This window comes from Ensifer sp. VA4 (assembly GCF_055710065.1).
Genome location: NZ_JBVQPO010000015.1, coordinates 86,280 through 105,390 on the forward strand (window position 1 = coordinate 86,280; position 19,111 = coordinate 105,390).

Sequence of the window (19,111 nt, forward strand, 5' to 3'; positions counted from 1 at the left end):
CGTCGCTCTCCTTCCTGTCCGTCCTACAGTCACTATAGGGGAAATCCGACATGACTTAAATGGCCCGGCCCCAGTTCCACTCTCGGTCGAGCGCCTCAGGAGCGAGCAAGCGTACGGTGCTCTCCGCCCACTTCCGCGAGGAACTCGAGCACGGCCTTCTTGAATACCCGATCACCAACCGCGAGCATATGGTCCCGGCCCGGAATATCAAGCGCACGCGCATTGGGCATCAGTGCCGCCAGTTCCTGCGGCGAGCCGGCAATGTCGTCCTTCGTCCCGACACCGATCAGGGTGGGCATGTCGATGCGCCCCATGTCCTCGGCCGTCAGCAGATCACGGGATGTCGAGATACAGGCCGCAAGCGCCTGCCTGTCGCTTTTGGTCTGGTCGGCAAAGGCGCGGAACATGCGGCCGCGCGCATGGGTCACGACCTCCAGAGAGGGCGCCACCAGGGCATCGGCGATCGGGTCCCAATCCCCTACCCCTGTCACCATGCCGATGCCGAGGCCGCCGAAGATCAGCGAGCGCACCCGGTGGGGATGTGCGAGCGCCAGGAATGCGGAGATGCGCGCGCCCATTGAGTAGCCCATCACATGCGCTTCGGCGATGCCGAGATGCCCCAGAAGCGCTACGGCGTCGCCCGCCATCTGCTGTGGATGATAGAGTGCTGGATCATAGGGTTTGCTGCTGACGCCGTGCCCTCGATTGTCGAGCGCAATTACCCGGTAACCGGCATCGCCCAGCGTCTTCAGCCAGCCCGGGAACACCCAGTTGACGTTGGCGCTCGAGGCAAACCCGTGAATGAGCAGAATGGGTGCGCCGGCTGGATCACCTTCGTCGAAGAAGGCGATCTCCAGGCCCTCGTGGGTAAAGCGGGAAAACGGCGGCGGATTGAGATCCATCTTTATCATCCTAGGGGTATCGATCCGGCGCAACCTAGTTCGTCGCCCTGGCGAGTGAAACCCCGCCCCGGTAAAAACCACAGCTGCGGCGTGTTTGCCGCTACACTTTTGCAGCAAAGCTCACTATGGTGCCGGCAACTTTCAGACTTGCATTCATCGGAGCATGACATGGCCGGCCACAGCATCCCGCACTTCCAGAACGACGGCGGACATCAGGCAATCGAAATCGGCGTCAAGGAATTCATGTGCACCGGCGCGTCCATTCCGTACGATCACCCGCACATCTTCATCGATATGGGCGACGACAACGAAAAGGTCTGCTCCTACTGCTCCACGCTCTATCGCTACAATCCGAAGCTGAAGGCGACGGAAACCAATCCGCCCGGCTGCCTCTTCGCCCACAAAGCCGCCTGACACGCCACGATGTCGCGCGCTGTCGCGATCATCGGCGCCGGTATCGGCGGGCTTGCGGCCGCCTTGTGCCTCGCCCGCCGAGGCTTCGAGGTTGACATCATCGAGCGGGCCGAGGCACTGACCGAAGTCGGCGCCGGCCTGCAGCTGTCACCGAACGCCTCGCGCATCCTCATCAAGCTCGGCCTCCTCGCGAAGCTCGAACGCTGCTGGAGCGAGCCCGAGCACATCGGCCTGGTCGACGGCGTAACCCTGAGCCCTCTGGCCAGCGTATCGGCTGGCGCTTTCGCCCGCCGCCGCTGGCATGCCCCCTATGCCGTCATGCATCGCGCCAGCCTGCAGAAGGTCCTGCTTTCCGCAGTCGAGGCCGAGTCTAGCTGCCGCCTGCAGCTTGGGCATCAGATCGATGCTCCCGATGAGCAGACGATTGAAAGACTGACGGGGCGCCGCCCGGACATCATCGTCGGCGCCGACGGGATCTGGTCGCGATTGCGCAACAGCATACCCGGTGCCGGCCGCGTAAGCTTCTCGGGCAACGTCGCCTGGCGCATGACGCTCACGCGCGACACGGCCGCGGGCCTCCTCCAACCGAACCAGGTGACGGCGTTCCTCGGTCCTCGCGCCCATCTCGTCGCTTATCCGTTGCGGGAAGTTGACGGCTTCAATCTCGTCGCGATCATCGAGGGCAAGGAGACCGACGCCGTCTGGGTCGGCAAGGATTCGGACGAGCGGCGCCAGGATTGCCTGAATGCATTCTCGCGCTGGAATGCAGGCATTCGCTCGCTGCTCGAAAAGGCTACGGCTCCCACCTATTGGCCATTGTGCACCGTGGACGATGGCGCTTGGCAAGACGGGCGAAAGACCGTGCTGATCGGGGATGCGGCCCATGCAATGACGCCTTTTGCGGCACAGGGCGCAGCCATGGCAATCGAGGACGCCTTCGAGCTTTCCGACTGCCTGGCCACCGGCACCGATGTCCCATTGGCGCTGGCGACATTCGAAGCGAGGCGCCGACCACGCATCGCCCGGGTTCGCCGGCGCGCGGCATTCAATCACTTCGCCTACCATGCCCGGGGGCCTTTACGCCTCGGCCGCGACATCGTCCTGAAACTCAAGGGACCGGACGCGCTCGCCGCCGACCTCGACTGGCTCTACGGCTACGGCGCCCAACGGCCCTAGTTCCGACGCTGCTGCATGTCTTCTTAAGACGCTGCTGCATGTCTTCTTAAATAGACCGCGATTCGAGGGCGAAGACAGGCAATAAACCAAAGCGCAACGGCGACCGCCGCGCGTCCGACAAGACGCGCGGCGAAACGTCCAGCATAATCGATGCTGGCAAGGCGCCGCGAACGGTTGCGGCGCCTCTTTTTCGTCAGACGGCGTTCGCCGCCGCCAATCCCGCTTCGATGTCGCGGCGGATATCCGGCACATCCTCGAGGCCGATCTGCAGGCGGATGACCGGCCCTTCCGTCGGCGCCAACGCGACCTTGCGATCTCCCAGGCCAACGTGAACGGCGAGACTTTCGAACCCGCCCCAGGAGTACCCCAACCCGAAGAGCTTCAGCGCGTCGAGAAAAGCGTGCGCCTTGGCCTTGAAACGATCGGCGCTTTCCGCCTTGAGGACAAAGGAGAAGATGCCGCTCGCGCCGCTAAAGTCACGCTTCCAGAGTTCGTGGCCCGGGAAGCTCGGCAGCGCCGGATGCAGTACGCGCGCGACTTCGTCCCGCGTTTCGAGCCATTTCGCCAGCGTCAGCGCACTTTCCTGATGGCGTTCGAGACGGATGCCCATGGTTCTGAGGCCGCGCAGGATCTGATAGCTGTCGTCCGGCGAGACACAGACGCCAAGGGTGACCATCGCCTCCGTCAATGCCGGCCAATGCGCAGCGTTCGCCGACACGGTGCCGAAAAGCACGTCCGAATGACCGGAGGGATATTTGGTGGCCGCATGGATCGAGACGTCGACACCATGGTCAAGCGGCTTGAAATAGACCGGCGTCGCCCAGGTGTTATCCATGGTGACGACGCAGCCGTGGCGATGGGCGGCGGTGGCAATCGCACGAATGTCCTGCATTTCGAACGTGTTCGAACCCGGCGCTTCGGTGTGCACCAGACGCGTGTTCGGGCGGATCAGCGTTTCGATACCCGCACCAATCATCGGATCGTAATACTCGACGGTGACGCCGAGACGCGTCAGCATCGTGTCGCAGAAGTGGCGCGTCGGGAAATAGACCGAATCGACGACCAGTGCGTGGTCGCCCGCCGAAAGGTAAGCGAGGAACGGCACCGTCACCGCAGCCAGACCCGAGGGCACCAGGATCGTCCCGGCGGAACCTTCGAGCTCGTTGATCGCGTCGCAAAGCGCATCCGTAGTCGGCGTTCCGCGCGTCCCGTAGGTGTATCTCTGTGCGCGCGTTTCCATCGTCTTCGCATTGGGAAACAGCACGGTGGATGCGTGCACCACCGGCGGATTGACGAAGCCGAAATAGTCGGAGGGATTGTTGCCGCTATGAGCGAGACGGGTGTTGATGCCCCTCTTGCCATTCACATTGCCGCTGTCTGCCATTGCATGTTCCGCTTCTGATTTCGAATGAGAAACTCTTCGAATGAGCTACAACTGCGGTCAAGTGGCAAAAATCATGGAGTGTCGTTTTGGCAGTTATTGGCGGGCATTTGGCGATTTTTCGCCCAGCGCCCGCTCGCTTCCTCCAAAAACTGCCTAACTTTCTGGCTTGTTTCGAGTTTTTCACATGCAAAATCAGAAAATCGGCAGCCTCTCTTGACCCTCATGGAATTTGAGCATGAGATAGCCTGTGCTCGCGCCAGGAGGGTGGCGGAGACTGCACGCGCCGGAAGAGGCGCCGGTGCAGACGGGAACTAACGACAACAGAAAAAGGTTCTAAAAATGGCAAGAAGAATTCTGACAGCTCTCGTTGGCGCTGCTGTCATGGGGATTGGCACACAGGCGGCTTCGGGCGCTACCCTTGACGACGTGAAGGCCAAGGGCTTTGTCCAGTGCGGCGTGAACACCGGCCTTGCCGGCTTCGCGGCACCGGATGCTTCGGGCAACTGGAGCGGTTTCGACGTTGACTACTGCAAGGCAATCGCCGCCGCGATCTTCGCGGATGGCAGCAAGGTAAAGTACACGCCCACTTCGGCCAAGGAACGCTTCCCGGCACTGCAGTCCGGTGAGGTCGACGTTCTTGCCCGCAACACCACGTGGACGATCAACCGCGACACCGCGCTCGGCTTCAACTTCCGCCCTGTCAACTACTATGACGGCCAGGGCTTCATGGTTCGCAAAAGCCTGAACGTCAAGTCGGCCCTCGAGCTTTCGGGCGCGGCCGTCTGCGTGCAGACCGGCACCACCACCGAACTCAACCTTGCCGACTATTTCAAATCCAATAACCTGCAGTACAACCCGGTCGTCTTCGAAAAGCTCGAAGAGGTCAACGCCGCCTATGACGCCGGCCGTTGCGACGTCTACACGACGGACCAGTCCGGCCTCTATTCGCTGCGCCTGACGCTTTCCAAGCCGGATGATCACATGATCCTGCCGGAAATCATCTCGAAGGAACCGCTCGGCCCGGCCGTGCGCCAGGGTGACGACCAGTGGTACGACATTGTCAGCTGGGTTCACTACGCCCTGATCCAGGCCGAAGAGTTCGGTATCACCCAGGCGAACGTCGAAGAAATGAAGAAGTCGACCAACCCGGATGTCCAGCGCTTCCTCGGCGTCGAGGCCGACTCGAAGATCGGCACCGACCTCGGCCTGACCAACGAATGGGCCGTGAACGTCATCAAGGCGGTCGGCAACTACGGTGAAGTCTTTGACCGCAACATTGGCGCCGGCAGCCCGCTGAAGATCGAGCGCGGCCTCAATGCGCTGTGGAACAAGGGCGGCATCCAGTATGCCCCGCCGGTCCGCTAAGGCGATCTGATACAACAGGGGAAGCGGGCCTCCCGCTTCCCTTCCAACGATAAGAACACCCATAAGGGTGAAAAGGGGAAAGAGGCATTGCATGGCGATTGGCGTCACAACTACGCCTGAGAAAAGCAAACCGTCGGGGTCTATCATCAATGACCCGCAGGTCCGCGGGATATTTTATCAGGTTATCACCCTCGTCGTTCTCGCGGCCTTCGTCTATTGGGTGGCCGACAATACGATCGAGAATCTGAAACGGGCGAACATCGCTTCCGGCTACGGCTTCCTGAACGGACGCGCGGGCTTCGACGTCGGGCAATCGCTGATCGCCTTTACCAGCGATTCCACCTATCAGCGTGCGCTGCTCGTTGGCCTGCTCAATACGCTGCTTGTGGCGATTTGCGGGATTTTCACCGCAACCATTATCGGCTTTGCGGTCGGCATCGGAAGGCTTTCGCACAACTGGCTGATCGCCAAGCTGTCGCTCACCTATGTCGAGGTGTTCCGGAACATCCCGCCGCTGCTCGTCATCTTCTTCTGGTACAGCGGCGTTCTGGCCATCTTGCCGCAACCGCGCGAATCGGCGGCGCTGCCGCTCAACATGTTCCTCAACAACCGCGGCCTCGCCTTCCCCAAACCGATCCTCGGCGACGGCTGGCAATACACGCTCTTTGCGTTGGTCATTGCAATCGTCGCAAGCATCGCGGTGGCACGCTTTGCGCACAAGAAACAAGACGCCACCGGGCAGCGCTTCCCGATTCTCTGGACGGTTCTTGGCCTTGTCATCGGCTTGCCGCTACTGACGTTCTTCGCCACCGGCTCGCCGATCACCTTTGACGTTCCGGTGGCCGGAAAATTCAATCTTACCGGCGGTTCGGTAATCGGACCCGAATTCCTGTCGCTGTTCCTGGCGCTCTCGTTCTATACCGCCGCCTTCATCGCCGAGATCGTACGCGCCGGCATTCGCGGCGTGTCCAAGGGACAGACAGAGGCCGCCCATGCGCTCGGCATCCGACCGCGCCTCACGACGCGCCTCGTCGTGGTCCCGCAAGCGCTGCGGATCATTATTCCTCCGCTCACCAGCCAGTACCTGAACCTGACCAAGAACTCGTCGCTCGCCGTCGCGATCGGCTATGCGGATCTTGTGGCCGTTGGCGGCACGATCCTCAATCAGACGGGTCAGGCGATCGAGGTCGTCACGATCTGGATCGTCGTCTACCTGTCACTCAGCTTGGCGACGTCCCTGTTCATGAACTGGTTCAACGCCCGCATGGCCTTGGTGGAGAGATAAGACCATGACCACACACCAGGCTACTTTCGTGCGCGCCTCGATGATCGAGGCATCGTCACCACCGATCGCAGAAGGCGGGCTCGTCCGCTGGCTGCGCAAGAATCTCTTCGCCACGCCCAAGGACACCGTGCTTACCATCATAAGCTTGCTGGTGCTCGCTTGGCTCGTGCCGCCGGCAATCCAGTGGCTCTTCCTTGACGCCGCCTGGACCGGCGGTGGTCGCGGCGTGTGTGCCACGGTCGCCCAGGGCGGCGCCCAGCCTGAGGGCTGGAGCGGCGCCTGCTGGGCCTTCGTCAATGCGAAGCTCGACCAGTTCGTCTATGGACGCTACCCGCTCGAGGAGCGCTGGCGGCCCACCCTCGTCGGCATCCTGTTCGTGCTTTTGCTCGTGCCGATGCTGATCCCGAAGGTGCCCTACAAGAGCATCAACGCCATCCTGCTGTTCGCGGTACTACCGATCGTCTCCTTGATCCTGCTTCCCGGCGGCTGGTTTGGGCTGACCTTCGTCGAGACGCCGCTTTGGGGCGGCCTGATGGTGACACTGATACTCTCATTCGTCGGCATCGCCGTATCGCTGCCGCTCGGCATTCTGCTGGCGCTCGGCAGACGATCGCACATGCCGGTCATCAAGATGCTCTGCACCGCCTTCATCGAACTGGTACGCGGCATTCCGTTGATCACCGTGCTGTTCATGGCGAGCGTCATGCTGCCCTTGTTCCTGCCGCAGGGCGTTACCTTCGACAAGTTCCTGCGGGCACTGATCGGTGTGTCGCTCTTCGCATCGGCCTATATGGCTGAAGTGGTGCGCGGCGGCCTCCAGGCCATTCCGAAGGGTCAATACGAAGGGGCGGATTCGCTAGGCCTCAGCTACTGGCAGAAGATGAACCTCATCGTGCTGCCGCAGGCGCTGAAGCTGGTGATCCCCGGCATCGTCAACACGTTCATCGGCCTTTTCAAGGACACGTCGCTGGTCTCGATCATCGGCATGTTCGACCTGCTCGGCATCGTTCGCTTCAACTTCACCGACGCGAACTGGGCCTCGTCGGTCACGCCGATCTCAGGGCTAATTTTCGCTGGCTTCATATTCTGGCTTTTCTGCTTCGGTATGTCGCGCTATTCAGGCTTCATGGAACGCGTGCTCGACACGGCCCATAAACGATAAAAGAGGGGAGGATCGCATGGCAAACACCGCCACTGCTTCCAAAATGACCGTTTCTGCGACGGATGTTGCAGTCGAAATCACCGGAATGAACAAATGGTACGGGGACTTCCACGTCCTTCGCGACATCAACCTGAAGGTCATGAAGGGCGAGCGCATCGTCATTGCTGGCCCGTCGGGCTCCGGCAAGTCGACGATGATCCGCTGCATCAATCGCCTGGAAGAACACCAGAAGGGCAAGATCGTCGTCGATGGCATCGAGCTGACCAACGACCTGAAGAAGATCGACGAAGTGCGCCGCGAAGTCGGCATGGTCTTCCAGCATTTTAATCTCTTCCCGCACCTGACGATCCTGGAAAACTGCACGCTTGCGCCGATCTGGGTGCGCAAGATGCCGAAGAAGCAGGCAGAGGAAATCGCGATGCACTTCCTGAAGCGCGTCAAGATCCCTGAACAGGCGCATAAATATCCGGGCCAGCTTTCGGGCGGCCAGCAGCAGCGCGTGGCGATCGCCCGTTCGCTTTGCATGAACCCGAAGATCATGCTTTTCGACGAGCCGACCTCGGCACTCGACCCGGAAATGATCAAGGAAGTGCTCGACACCATGGTCGGCCTTGCCGAAGAAGGCATGACCATGCTGTGCGTCACCCACGAAATGGGCTTCGCCCGCCAGGTCGCCAACCGCGTGATCTTCATGGACCAGGGCCAGATCGTCGAGCAGAACTCGCCGGCCGAGTTCTTCGACAATCCGCAGCATGAGCGCACCAAGCTCTTCCTCAGCCAAATCCTGCACTAAACCAATTCCGGACGGAGAACCGTCTGAGAGAAACGCCCGCCTCGATGAGGCGGGCGTTTTCATTTCAGCGATCGGATGGTCGTCCTATTCCACTCGATAGCGCAACGTGCCGACGGACCAACGGATGCCGCGTCTGTCGAGATCGTCGGTCCAGGTATTCTGCAATCGCGCAACGATGTCGCCAGGCGCATCCCGGGCATTCAGCTCGACCTTCAGCCCACGGGATTTCGGTGCAACACCGCTCAAATCGATGGCATCGCTGATCACGAAAGCGACGAGGACATTTTCGCCCTCGCCCGACGCCTCGAAATCAAAGCCGTAATATTCGTCCGGCAATGTCAGCGGCACGTCTGGCGCAAGCGGCGTGATCTCCCGCGCGAACTCGTTCGGAAAGATCTGCCTCGCCTTGCCCTGGCTGTTCACGTCGAAGAGCAGCAGGTCGCCGCTGGTGCGGCTGGTCACCGTCAGCTTGAAAACGTCGCCGGCCCTCATGGTGTCGGTCAGTCTATGGCAATCCTGACATCTCCGGTCTCTGTCTTGCCGATGATGTCGCTGACCGCGTTGACGGCATTGGCATCTTGATGGATGGGGTGGGCTAGGTTCGGAGTGCCGGCTTGCAGATAAGCCCCCTGCCCGTTGCCGTTTGCGTCCAGCTTTTCGGGCGCGACTGCGCTCTCACCAAGAGCCTGCGCCTTGCTTTCCAACTGCGGGTCGAGATTGCCGCATTTGTCATGCGAAGCGCAATCAGCGGTCGATTGCGCCCTTACGAACTCGAGAAGCTCGGCGTTCGCGTAACTTCCCACACCGACGAGCAAGGCTCGGTCGCCGGCTGCGGCCGGAGCAGGATGCAAGGCGAGACATGTCACCACAGCAAGCACGGCACACCAAGACCTGCCATGCGTGCTCATTGGCCCCGCTCCCTCGTGTAAAGCGGCTGGATGGCGACCGTGCTGTCGCTGCCTTCCAATCGTGTCTCAAGAAGGCGCAGAAGCGCCGCGGCGTCGAGCTTGGAGTTGGTGAAGGCGGCCGCAATGGCGTCGATCGGCGTGTTGGTCGAAATGACGACCAGATGATCGGCGCCGAAGGGTTTCACCACTTCCAGGCCCTGAAGCTGAAACGCATGGCTGCCGCTGCCCGCAATCTGCGCATCGAGAAGCTGCGCTTCACCGGTATTCGCCAGATTGAAAACCAGCATGTTGGCGTAGTCGCCCTGCGCCGCCTTAAAATTGAGACGGTCCCCTGCCGCATAGATGTCCTTGAGCGGCGCAAGCGAAACGCTGCCAGGGCTCTGCGCCGCCAAGGTTTTCAGGAAGTCGACCAGGATGAACTTGTCGACGGCGCCCTGGAGCATTTCCGGCGCGATATGCTCGCCGGCGACATCGCCGTTTGGCGTATAAAACACGCCGGTCGCCGCATCCCAGCGGTAGGGCACGCCATTGCCGCCCAGATTGTTGAGCGGCGGCGCCGCACCAGCAACGCTCAGTGCCAGTTTCCCCGTCCACCCCATCTCACGCGGTGATTTCAGCCGCGTCCTGGCTTCGCCGGTCGCAGTCGCACCAATCGTTGCACTGCGCGGCAGCGACAGAACAATCTCCTTGTCGGAGCGCGGCAACTGCGGGGTAAAGTTCGGCACCTGCAGGGCTTCCGACTGAAGCTTGACGTTGGAGAAGACGTAGTCCTCGAGTTCGATGCGCGAGATCCGGCCATCGCCGTCGCGATCGGCAGCGCCTTCGAGGGCCCGGGCGAAGCTCCAGCTCAGGGCTCCGCGCGGCTCTCCGCCGATCACCACTTCCGGTGTCGGCTGGCTTTCCAGCGATGCGGCCAGGATCGTCACACTGGACAGTTCCGCCTCCTTCACCCTGGCGCCCTCGAGCGCCTCCTCGGATGGTGGAGGTACCTTCGCGCGCACGATCGGCGCAAGCCGCGTCTTGCCGTATATGGAACGGTTCATGCCGCCGGAAAAGCAGCTGTCCGAAACAAACAGAACCTGAATGGCCTTGGCCTCGGCTTCCGCGAACCAGGCGTTCAGTTCGTTGTCGACGATGATCTCCTTGCCCGTTTCCTCCGCAAGGCTTCTGTCAAAGCCTGGCAGTTCCAGGAACTCGTCCAGGCCGTCATCCTCGCTGCCCGCGACCAATTCCGGCATCTGCGCGCCATGCCCGGCATAGGTGAAGACGATCGTATCGCCGCGGGCTGCGCCGGCAATCAATTCGGTCCACGCGGAGCGGATGGCGTCCTTCGTCGCCTGCTCGTTGATGAACTGCCGTATCGTGCCGACATTGGCCGCTTTTAGCGCCTGCGCGACATCGCGTGCGTCCTTGACCGCGCCGTCGAGGCTCACTTCATGCGGATAGGCATCGACCCCAACGACAAGCGCCGAAGTGGCAGCGAAGACGGGAGCTGCGGGCAGGACGAAGAGCGCCGTCGAAAGCAGGATCCTGTGCAGCACCGCTAGTTCCCCACATCCACTTCCACCCGCCGGTCGAGCTGGTGCAGCATCACCTCGTCATAGGCGTTCGGATCGTCCGGTTTGAACGGCTCTTCCTCGCCCCTGCCGACGACTGTCCAGGTGCCTGGGTAGCCGGCACCGACGAGGTACTTCGCCAATGCCTCGGCGCGTGCGATCGACAGCGCCTTGTTCGCCTCTGTCGTGCCAACCGGATCGGTATGACCAATCAGCGTGATTGTCGGCGGTTTTGCCGACTTCAGGCATTCGAAAAGATCCTTTGCCGACTGCAATCCCTCGGGCGTGAACTCGGCGGTGCCAAAGACGTAGCGCACCGGCGTGGCCTTTTTCCTGATCGATATGCCGCGGTAGGAGAACTTGCAGGCGCCGCGCGCCGCGAGCTTGACGGGCTTGGTTGCCGCAAGTCGCATCTCCGAGGCCAGCCTGTCCAGCCGCAGGATATAGTCCTTGTCCGGCGCCATCCAATCGGGGGTCAGCTCTTCGTTCGCCGCATCTTCCAGCGCCTGCTGATAATAGGTCGCCGCCGCCTCATAATCCCGGCGCTCCCGGTTGATGTCGCCGAGAGCATCGAGACAGGGCCCACCGGCGTCCCTGCTCGCAGTCGTCAGGTCGCCTTCGAAGCTTTCGAGCTTGGCGCCCTGCCCCACAGCGGCCGCGACCCGATTGAAAGTCGCCAACGCCGCGACCCGACGCGTCAGCGCGATCTCGGTCGCCGAACATCCGGCGAAACGCTCGGGATCGACCGCTGCGCGCGCAGCCGCCTCGTCGCTCCGGTTCAGCGCTTCGGACGCCTGGCGAAGGCCATCGCAGGCCGTCGCGGGCCAGGCAAAAGGCAGCGCCAACGCCGACACGAGAATGAGGGATTTCATCACCTTTGCCATAATTCGCGCGTCACTCCCTGATCTCGAACGTCACCATCTGAACGCTGCTGGCCCCGCCATCGCCCTGGGCCTGCTTGGCCAGATTGATCGCCAGCCCCCTCGTCGGCGGCAACCGCGACTTCGCCACGTAGTCGCGCGCCTTCTCCACAGTGAGTCTCTGATCGCCAAGCCCACCGACGCGACAGAAAGCCAACATCGACTCGGATGGTGCCGGCGTGTCGAAGGTCAGCGTGCCTGTCCCCGGCTGCGGGATCAGGCGCCGTTCGCCCGGCTGCAGCGTCGTGTTGCCAATCATCACATCCGGGATGACCTCGACATTGCCGTTCTCCTCGACATAAAGGATCTGCAACTCGCAGGCCTGATTGGCGCTGAGCTCGAAAGAAAGCTGATCGCCGACCTTCGCCGTCGTCGACTTCACGTTCAGTGCGAGCGCCAGCCTGTCGCCAGCTTCCGCTTTCTCCTTGCGATAATCGGGCACCGCGACCGCGATCGATTGTGGCTTCGCGTCCGACGACTGATCGGCACCGGCAACGACGATTGCCGCCGTGTCCAGGGGACGGCGCTGGAGCAATGGTTCCAGCAGCAAGGCATATTGCTGTTCGACCTCGTTGCGCGGGATCGTTCCGCCGGCTTCCAGGGTCGTCACCCAGTCGAGCCCCAGGCGCAGGACATCGGTGTTCGTCACGCGCTTGATGGCATTGGAGAATTGCTTCGGCGTCATGTCGAATTCTGCCGCCAAGCCGTCAAAGTCGAGTTCGTCTTCGTATTTGTCCGCGAAGTAGGTGATGATCTCTGCGTCGCCCGGCGCATGCCTGCTCTGGAGACCGCCATCGGGCGTCGGCTCGGTCACTCCAAGCGCCTTGAGGGCGGCGACGAAGCGCTCGCGATCCTTGCGATAGGCCTCGTCCAGTTCCTCCTGCTTCACATACATGGCGAGCAGCACGTCCTGCTGATCCTTGCTGAAAAGCGTCGATGTCTCGATATGCTCACGCAACTGATCGCGCTTCGACAGAATACCGTCGGCATGGCAATCGACGCAGGAACGCGCATTGACGATCTCGACGCTCTTGCCGATCGGCCGCTTGCGGAACGACACGATCGTCGTCGGTCCGACATCAAGCTGTTTGCCCGCCGCGGTCGATAAGTAGTACCCCTGCAAGCCGTTCGGGAGCGAGAAGATCATCTCGCCCCCATCATGCTCGAAGGGCACCAGACCCGCATCGAGCGGAGCGAGTTCCGTCGGCCCATGCGGGAACCGCTTCAGCACCTGCTTGCCGACGTCGCCGCCGAAATCATAGGATTTCCAGTAATAGCCGCCGAAGGGCATGTCGTGCCGCTCCAGCATGCGGTTATGGTCGGATACGCCGGAAGAGCCGTCGGCGAAGCCGGCACGCAGGACGTCGCGCCGGCGGATGTTGCCGGCGACGTCGATCTTGAAGCGCGCCTCGAGCTCACCAATCTGGGTCGGCAGCCTCATCAGCCGATTGTAGATCTCCGGCCGGGCGCCATTGCTCATGAACCAGTCGATCCGCATGATCGGCAGTTGCGTGGCCGTTTCTCTGGAAAGTGCCGCCAGCGACGGATCGCTCTGCGGATCGATGCCGTAGAAATAACGTTTGATCAGGAAGTCATAGTCCGCGGCCTCCCATTGCAGCTCGCGCAGATCGACGCGCACCAGCAGCCCGTTGGTGCCGTCGACCTCCGTCGGCAGGACCAGTTTCGGCCCATAGGAGAGCGAATTGAGCAGTTTCTTGAAGCCGCCCGCGAGCACGTCCATGCGCTTCATGAAGGTCTGGTCGTCCTCGCAGCCCATCATGCCGTTGTATTGGTCGCGATAAGAGAAATAGCGCATGAACGGACGATCGCGCTCGCTGACAGTCCCTATGTCCTTCAGCGCCGCCTCGACGAACTGCCCGTAGGTCAACATCGGGCGCGAGCGTTCGGGCTTGGTCGCTGCGGTTTGCGGTAGGCTTTTCTCGCTCAGCGCGTTGATCCAGTCCTCCAGCACCTTGATCTCTTCAGCCGAGGGCCGTTTGCCGAGCGGCATGCGGCCGCTGACGACCGTGGAATAGAGACGCGACTTCGATGCGTCGCCCGGTACCACGAAATTGGCATCGGCGGCGATCGAAGCGAGATCGCCGGCGGGGTAGCTCCCCTGCGAACTTTCGCCCGGTCCGTGACAATTGCGGCAATACTTGCCGATGAAGGCATCCGCCTGCTGTGCCAGCACCGCATGGTCGCCGCCGAGCGCTTCCGCTGCCGTGCTTTCCTTGCAGACGGCGGTCACAGACTGCGCCACCGGCGCCGGCGCCTTCACTTCGCGGTCGGAAAGAAAGGCGTAGATCGCCCGCCGGTCGTCCTCCGTCAAAGCTTTCAGCCCCTTGGCGATGCGCCGCATGACGGGATCGCTGACTGGCGCACCTGAGAGTTTCTTTCCTTCGTCGATGAGACCCTTGGTGAAGACCTCGGGCGAAGCAAGGCCCGCCATCTTCGCCTTGCTGATGTCTGGCGCAACCGCCCCCGTCAGGTCCTTTTCACCCTGGTAGGCACGTTCGAGATCGAAGCCATAGGTGGTGGTGCGCGGCGTATGGCAATCGCCGCAAGCGCCGACATTCTCGACGAGGTAACGACCGCGCTCGGCTTGCGTCTCTTCCCGCGGTTGATAGCCCGGCACCGTGAAGTGGCTGCGCTTCCAGAGCGTGATCGTCGTCTGGCGACTGAAGGGGAAGGCGATCTCGTGTTCCTTGGAGGTGGCGTCCGACTGCGGCAGCGTTTCGATATAGGCCTTGATGTCGAGCGCATCCTCCGGCTTCATCCCGCCATAGGACGTGTAGGGCATGACCGGGTAGAGGTTGTTTCCCTCTCGATCGAGGCCGACCAGCACCGCGTTCAGGAACTGTGCGTTTGTCCACCCGCCGATACCGTTGGCGTGCGGAGAAATGTTCGGCGCATAGAAGGTGCCGATCGCAGTGTTCATCTCCATGCCGCCGGAAAGCAGTTCCGTATTGTCGCCGGATCCGTGACAGGCGCCGCAGCCTGCTGCGTTGAACATGTACTGGCCGTTTTCCACATTCGCCTTGTAGGTCGAAAACGCGTCATCGGCGAAGGCATCGCGTGCTTCTGCAAGGGCGGGGCAAAACGAGATGGCAAGCAATGCCGCCGCCGACAATGCCAATGCCCCCGAGCCGGGGCCGGCTCTTCGCGAGACGCTCCCCAGCCTTCTCCGCAGACCGCGCATGAAACCCTCTCCTCATTCAAAAAGTCACTCGTGAAATCTGCTGCTTATCGAAACTGAAACCGCTCGAACTCGATTCGCCTTGGCTTCTTGCCGAGTTCGTTCAAGTCCTTGACGATTGCTTCTCTCAGCGGCGGCGGACCGCAAAACCACAGGTCGGCCTCCGACGGATCGATCACGCTTCCGGTTGCCAGCTTGGCCGCGTCCAGGCGTCCATCCGCAGAGGAATCATGCAGGACGAAACTGAAGTTTCCGAGCGTCCGCGCCTGCGCCTCGAAGGTTTCCAGGCCGATCGCCTCGCGTCGGTCGCGAACGCAATAGACCATGTGGATCTGCTGCCCTTCGTCGCCCTTGAGGTGCCGCGCCATCGCCAGGAACGGCGTAACGCCGATGCCGCCGGCAAGCCAGATCTGCTTCTTGCCGCCACGACGATGATTGAAGCGGCCGTAGCCGCCTTCGAGCTTCAGCCGATCACCGGCCGCGATATTGTCACGGAGCGCTTGCGTATAGTCCCCGAGCGGCTTGATCGCGAAGCGGACGATGCCGTTAGCCTCAATGCCGGCGATCGTAAATGGGTGCGGCTCCCGAAGGCCCGGCTTCATCACGCGCAGAAACCCGAATTGCCCCGGCCTCGCGCGGAGGCGACGCCCGAGTGGCCGCGCTGCGATCACGGTCGCGCCGTTCTCCCTGGCCACGTCAAAAACCTCGTAGCCGCGCGTTCTGAGCCAGGGCAGAAGCTGGGTATAGGCGTAGCTCAGAATGCCGAGCGCGGCAAAAACGTTCAGGTAGACCGCGAGCATCGCAGTGCCGTCGTAAGGACGTTTGATGAACATCTGGTGGAAAGCGACGAGAACGAAGAGCAGACCGATCAGGCGGTGCGTGTATCGCCAGAGGTGGTAGGGAATCTCTATCTTTGTCCTCGGGATGACCTTGACGATGCTGAGGACCAGCAGGACGACGAACCCATAGAAGGCATACTTCCCGGCCGAGGCGGCTAGGTGATTCAGGCCGCTCGTCAGTGCCAGCCCCTTGAAATCGGGCTTTAGAAAATAATGGACGAGGATCAGGATCAGCACGGAGATGCCGATCCTGCGGTGGAAGTGATAAACGCGGTCGAGACCGCCGAACAAGGCTTCGACGAACGGCGGGCGCGCGGCCATGAATTGAGCGATCGCCATGCCGACGAAAGCGGCAGACGAGGCCATCAGGGAGAATGTCGTCAATGCGTTGGTGTGGCTGACTGCGGGCACGGCCAACAGCCCCGCAATCACCATCAGCGACCAGACCAGAAACGCGCCCACTTGCATCCTGCGCCCCTCAACGCCGACGTCAGATGGTTGTTGCCAAGGGGAAGACTGACAAGCCCCTTACCATTCGTCAACATCATTCCCGCTGGAAACGGCTGATGAGCTTCCTTTATTCATGCCTTTGAAATTCGTGATTTTTGAGCGCTTGCTCATTTACCTTTCTCAAGGTTCGCATCAGCTTGAAAGGCGATACCGGGTTGCGACGATCGCCTTGCTTGCCTCCTTGTGAGAAATTGTGCAAGCTCCTGATATATCAGAAGCAAAGGAACGGCATGTCACTGCAATCCCAAGCGCACCTAGCCTACCTTGCGCTCGAGCGGCTCATCGTGACACTCAAGCTCGAGCCCGGCGCCCTGGTCACCGAGAAACGGTTGATCGAGCTCGCGGGGCTTGGCCGAACGCCGGTTCGCGAGGCGATCCAGAAGCTCGCCTGGCAGGGCCTGATGGATGTGCGACCGCGTGTCGGCCTGCAGATCACCACGATCCGTCCCGACGACCAGGTCCACGTCATGCAGGCCCGGCAGAAGTTGGAGCCGCTTGCGGCAGCTCTGGTCGCGACACACGCGAGCGCCGATGACCGGCGCGCGATGAAAGCCTGCGGCGTGGAGATGGCCGCCTGTCTCGACGCAGGCGACTTGGAGGGTTTCCTCGTCGCCGACAAGGTCTTTGACGAACTGATGGAGGAGGCCTGTTCCAACCGCTTCCTGACTGCGGCGCTGGCACCTTTGCAGACCCATGCGCGTCGCATTTGGTTTGCGTCGTCCTCTCCGGAAAAGATGGCTGGATCGGTTCGCCGCCACATCACCGTGATCGATGCGATCGAAAGGGGTGACGCTCCAACTGCGTCTGCGGCGATGACGGAATTGATGAACTATCTATCAGACGCCTGAGGACCGGTCGCACAAGTGCGAGGAAATCACCGCAACCATTTGCTTTGACAATGATTTCTTCACTCTCATACCGTCAAGCCACGCATCGCGCCATTAGGATATGAGGCGTCTGGCCACCACGGGTCGCGGCCGCGCTCGCGCGGCGCGAGGCCGCACAGGTCGGCTGCCGGTGCTCGGTCACCAGAATATCGACATCGTGCTCCGTATGCCCCACATGCGAGACCATCGAAACCTCCGGCGATATGGCTCCGCCCTTAGCGACGAATGCCCACCACAAACAACGAAAGGCGCCCTGGGGACGCCTTTCGTTAAATCGAAGATTGCCTGGAACCGGGATCAGCCGACGAAGGCCCGCTCGATCACGAATTCGGCCGGCTTGTTGTTGGCGCCCTCGGTCAGCCCGGCTGCCTCGAGGATCTCCTTGGTGTCCTTCAGCATCGCCGTCGAACCGCAGATCATGCCGCGGTCGACAGCCGGATCGAGCGGCGGCAGGCCGAGATCGGAGAAGAACTTGCCGTTGACCATCAGGTCGGTGACACGGCCCTTGAACGGATAGTCCTCGCGGGTCACCGTCGCATAGTGGCGCAGCTTGTCGCCGACGATCTCGTTCAGGAACTCGTGATTGCGGATTTCCTCTACGAGATCAAAGCCGTACTTCAGTTCGGCGACGTCGCGGCAGGTATGGGTGAGGATCACTTCCTCGAACTTTTCATAGGTCTCCGGATCGCGGATCAGGCTCGCGAAGGGTGCAATGCCGGTTCCGGTCGAGAACATGTAGAGACGGCGGCCGGGAACCAGCGCATCAAGCACCAGCGTGCCAGTCGGCTTCTTGCGCATCAGCACCTTGTCGCCGGGCTTGATCGCCTGGAGATGCGAGGTCAGCGGGCCATCCGGCACCTTGATCGAGAAGAACTCGAGTTCTTCGTCCCAGGCGGGGCTGGCGATCGAATAGGCGCGATAGATCGGCTTGTCGCCAACCATCAGGCCGATCATCGCGAATTCACCCGAGCGGAAACGGAATTCCGCAGGGCGGGTCATGCGGAACCGGAAGAGCCGATCCGTATAATGCTCAACGCTCGTCACCGTCTCGACGTAAACGCCTGCCGGTGCCTGGATCGCGAAATCTTCCGTTTTTGCCGGAGCATTCATCTGGCTAAAGTCCTGTAATGATGACCCTGTTTATCAACAATGACCGGATATTCCAAGCCACGCGCGATGGGAAGGAATTCCCTTCCAAATATAGTCGCTTTCGGGGGATTTTCAGCGTGCTTCACACTGTCGCGGCTGATCCGACCCAACTCTTGCGCCAAGCCAGACGGAAACCGCATCACATTTTTCCTGGCATTGCTTCATGAAACACGCCGCCAGCTATAGGATTTTGCGTCGGTCGAGGGCTTTGCCGTCGGCTGGTAGTGAACGGCGATTCCAGGCAAGCGCCCTTCCGAAAGGCGCTTGAGAGCCGTCGCATTGCTGACTGCGAAGCTATCGACACCACAGCGCAGCATAAGCGGGATCTGGTCGATCAGCACGTCACCGATCGCCCTCACCTCGCCGCCAAAGCCGAGACGCGAGCGCAGCAGCGACGCGTGGCTGAAGGCGCGACCGTCGTTGAAGGCCGGGAACGCCACTGCCACGAGAGCGATGCGATCGAGATGGGGCGCCAGCTTCGTCACGTCATCCGCCGGCGCGATGACCACGCCGAGGCCGGTTTCGTCGCTCGTTTCGACCTTGGCGAGGAACGCATCGAGGCCAATAATCGCCTTCTCGTTCGAGCCCGCCTTCGTTTCCTCCGTCTCGATGATCCAGGGATCGTCGCCTACGAAGCCGGTTTCCTTCCAAATTTTCGTCAT

17 protein-coding genes and 1 pseudogene are annotated in these 19,111 nt (G+C 61.4%); 7 read left to right on the forward strand and 11 right to left on the reverse strand.

What is annotated here, in order from left to right:
* Nucleotides 1–95 precede the first annotated feature (95 nt).
* Complete coding sequence (locus AC0C6X_RS25160) at nt 96–902, reverse strand: alpha/beta fold hydrolase (RefSeq protein ID WP_472955839.1); 807 nt, start codon at nt 900–902, stop codon at nt 96–98.
* 168 nt (nt 903–1,070) lie between these two features.
* On the opposite strand from AC0C6X_RS25160, the gene AC0C6X_RS25165 reads away from it, so the two are divergent.
* On the forward strand, nt 1,071–1,316 hold the full coding sequence (locus AC0C6X_RS25165; RefSeq protein ID WP_057255736.1) for a zinc-finger domain-containing protein: 246 nt from the start codon (nt 1,071–1,073) through the stop codon (nt 1,314–1,316).
* A gap of 9 nt (nt 1,317–1,325) precedes the next feature.
* Nucleotides 1,326–2,492 carry an FAD-dependent monooxygenase gene (locus AC0C6X_RS25170; protein WP_472955841.1) on the forward strand — a complete coding sequence of 389 codons (1,167 nt, stop codon included), beginning with the start codon at nt 1,326–1,328 and terminating at the stop codon, nt 2,490–2,492.
* A gap of 193 nt (nt 2,493–2,685) precedes the next feature.
* Here the strand turns inward: AC0C6X_RS25170 and AC0C6X_RS25175 are convergent, their stop codons facing one another.
* Nucleotides 2,686–3,876 (reverse strand): cystathionine beta-lyase, encoded by a 1,191-nt coding sequence (locus AC0C6X_RS25175; protein WP_247959059.1) that lies wholly within the window; start codon nt 3,874–3,876, stop codon nt 2,686–2,688.
* A gap of 339 nt (nt 3,877–4,215) precedes the next feature.
* On the opposite strand from AC0C6X_RS25175, the gene AC0C6X_RS25180 reads away from it, so the two are divergent.
* The 4 genes from AC0C6X_RS25180 to AC0C6X_RS25195 all read left to right on the forward strand — a co-directional run bounded on the left by AC0C6X_RS25180 (nt 4,216) and on the right by AC0C6X_RS25195 (nt 8,481).
* Entirely contained in the window at nt 4,216–5,241 is a 1,026-nt protein-coding gene (locus tag AC0C6X_RS25180; protein WP_173516371.1) for an amino acid ABC transporter substrate-binding protein, read from the forward strand.
* Between the two features lie 91 nt (nt 5,242–5,332).
* Complete coding sequence (locus tag AC0C6X_RS25185; protein ID WP_173516370.1) at nt 5,333–6,526, forward strand: amino acid ABC transporter permease; 1,194 nt, start codon at nt 5,333–5,335, stop codon at nt 6,524–6,526.
* A 4-nt stretch (nt 6,527–6,530) separates the two neighbouring features.
* Entirely contained in the window at nt 6,531–7,688 is a 1,158-nt protein-coding gene (locus AC0C6X_RS25190) for an amino acid ABC transporter permease (RefSeq protein WP_173516369.1), read from the forward strand.
* Nucleotides 7,689–7,704: 16 nt separating this feature from the next.
* Entirely contained in the window at nt 7,705–8,481 is a 777-nt protein-coding gene (locus tag AC0C6X_RS25195; RefSeq protein ID WP_173516368.1) for an amino acid ABC transporter ATP-binding protein, read from the forward strand.
* Nucleotides 8,482–8,565: 84 nt separating this feature from the next.
* Here the strand turns inward: AC0C6X_RS25195 and AC0C6X_RS25200 are convergent, their stop codons facing one another.
* From AC0C6X_RS25200 to AC0C6X_RS25225, 6 genes are read right to left on the reverse strand one after another with little or no spacing between them, the layout of a single operon-like run.
* Complete coding sequence (locus tag AC0C6X_RS25200; RefSeq protein WP_472955843.1) at nt 8,566–8,973, reverse strand: DUF4384 domain-containing protein; 408 nt, start codon at nt 8,971–8,973, stop codon at nt 8,566–8,568.
* An 8-nt stretch (nt 8,974–8,981) separates the two neighbouring features.
* Complete coding sequence (locus AC0C6X_RS25205; protein WP_173516366.1) at nt 8,982–9,389, reverse strand: hypothetical protein; 408 nt, start codon at nt 9,387–9,389, stop codon at nt 8,982–8,984.
* Complete coding sequence (locus AC0C6X_RS25210; RefSeq protein WP_472955845.1) at nt 9,386–10,930, reverse strand: caspase family protein; 1,545 nt, start codon at nt 10,928–10,930, stop codon at nt 9,386–9,388. The genes AC0C6X_RS25205 and AC0C6X_RS25210 overlap by 4 nt, the downstream gene beginning before the upstream one ends.
* Before the next feature lie 2 nt (nt 10,931–10,932).
* Nucleotides 10,933–11,817, reverse strand: a complete 885-nt coding sequence (locus AC0C6X_RS25215; RefSeq protein ID WP_472955846.1) for an OmpA family protein — start codon at nt 11,815–11,817, stop codon at nt 10,933–10,935.
* A gap of 22 nt (nt 11,818–11,839) precedes the next feature.
* On the reverse strand, nt 11,840–15,067 hold the full coding sequence (locus tag AC0C6X_RS25220; RefSeq protein WP_472955848.1) for a c-type cytochrome: 3,228 nt from the start codon (nt 15,065–15,067) through the stop codon (nt 11,840–11,842).
* Nucleotides 15,068–15,111: 44 nt separating this feature from the next.
* Nucleotides 15,112–16,371 carry a ferredoxin reductase family protein gene (locus tag AC0C6X_RS25225; RefSeq protein ID WP_472955849.1) on the reverse strand — a complete coding sequence of 420 codons (1,260 nt, stop codon included), beginning with the start codon at nt 16,369–16,371 and terminating at the stop codon, nt 15,112–15,114.
* 272 nt (nt 16,372–16,643) lie between these two features.
* Here AC0C6X_RS25225 and AC0C6X_RS25230 point away from each other — a divergent pair, with 272 nt between their 5' ends.
* Nucleotides 16,644–17,261: a GntR family transcriptional regulator gene (locus AC0C6X_RS25230; RefSeq protein ID WP_472955851.1), complete on the forward strand. Its 618-nt coding sequence runs from the start codon at nt 16,644–16,646 to the stop codon at nt 17,259–17,261.
* A 131-nt stretch (nt 17,262–17,392) separates the two neighbouring features.
* Here AC0C6X_RS25230 and AC0C6X_RS25235 read toward each other — a convergent pair.
* The 3 genes and pseudogenes from AC0C6X_RS25235 to AC0C6X_RS25245 all read right to left on the reverse strand — a co-directional run.
* A pseudogene (locus tag AC0C6X_RS25235) lies at nt 17,393–17,520 on the reverse strand (acetyl-CoA hydrolase/transferase C-terminal domain-containing protein); the annotation flags it as partial.
* 77 nt (nt 17,521–17,597) lie between these two features.
* A complete protein-coding gene (locus AC0C6X_RS25240; RefSeq protein WP_173516359.1) occupies nt 17,598–18,410 on the reverse strand; it encodes a ferredoxin--NADP reductase in 813 nt (270 codons plus the stop codon).
* 200 nt (nt 18,411–18,610) lie between these two features.
* Nucleotides 18,611–19,111: a DUF934 domain-containing protein gene (locus tag AC0C6X_RS25245; protein WP_472955853.1), complete on the reverse strand. Its 501-nt coding sequence runs from the start codon at nt 19,109–19,111 to the stop codon at nt 18,611–18,613.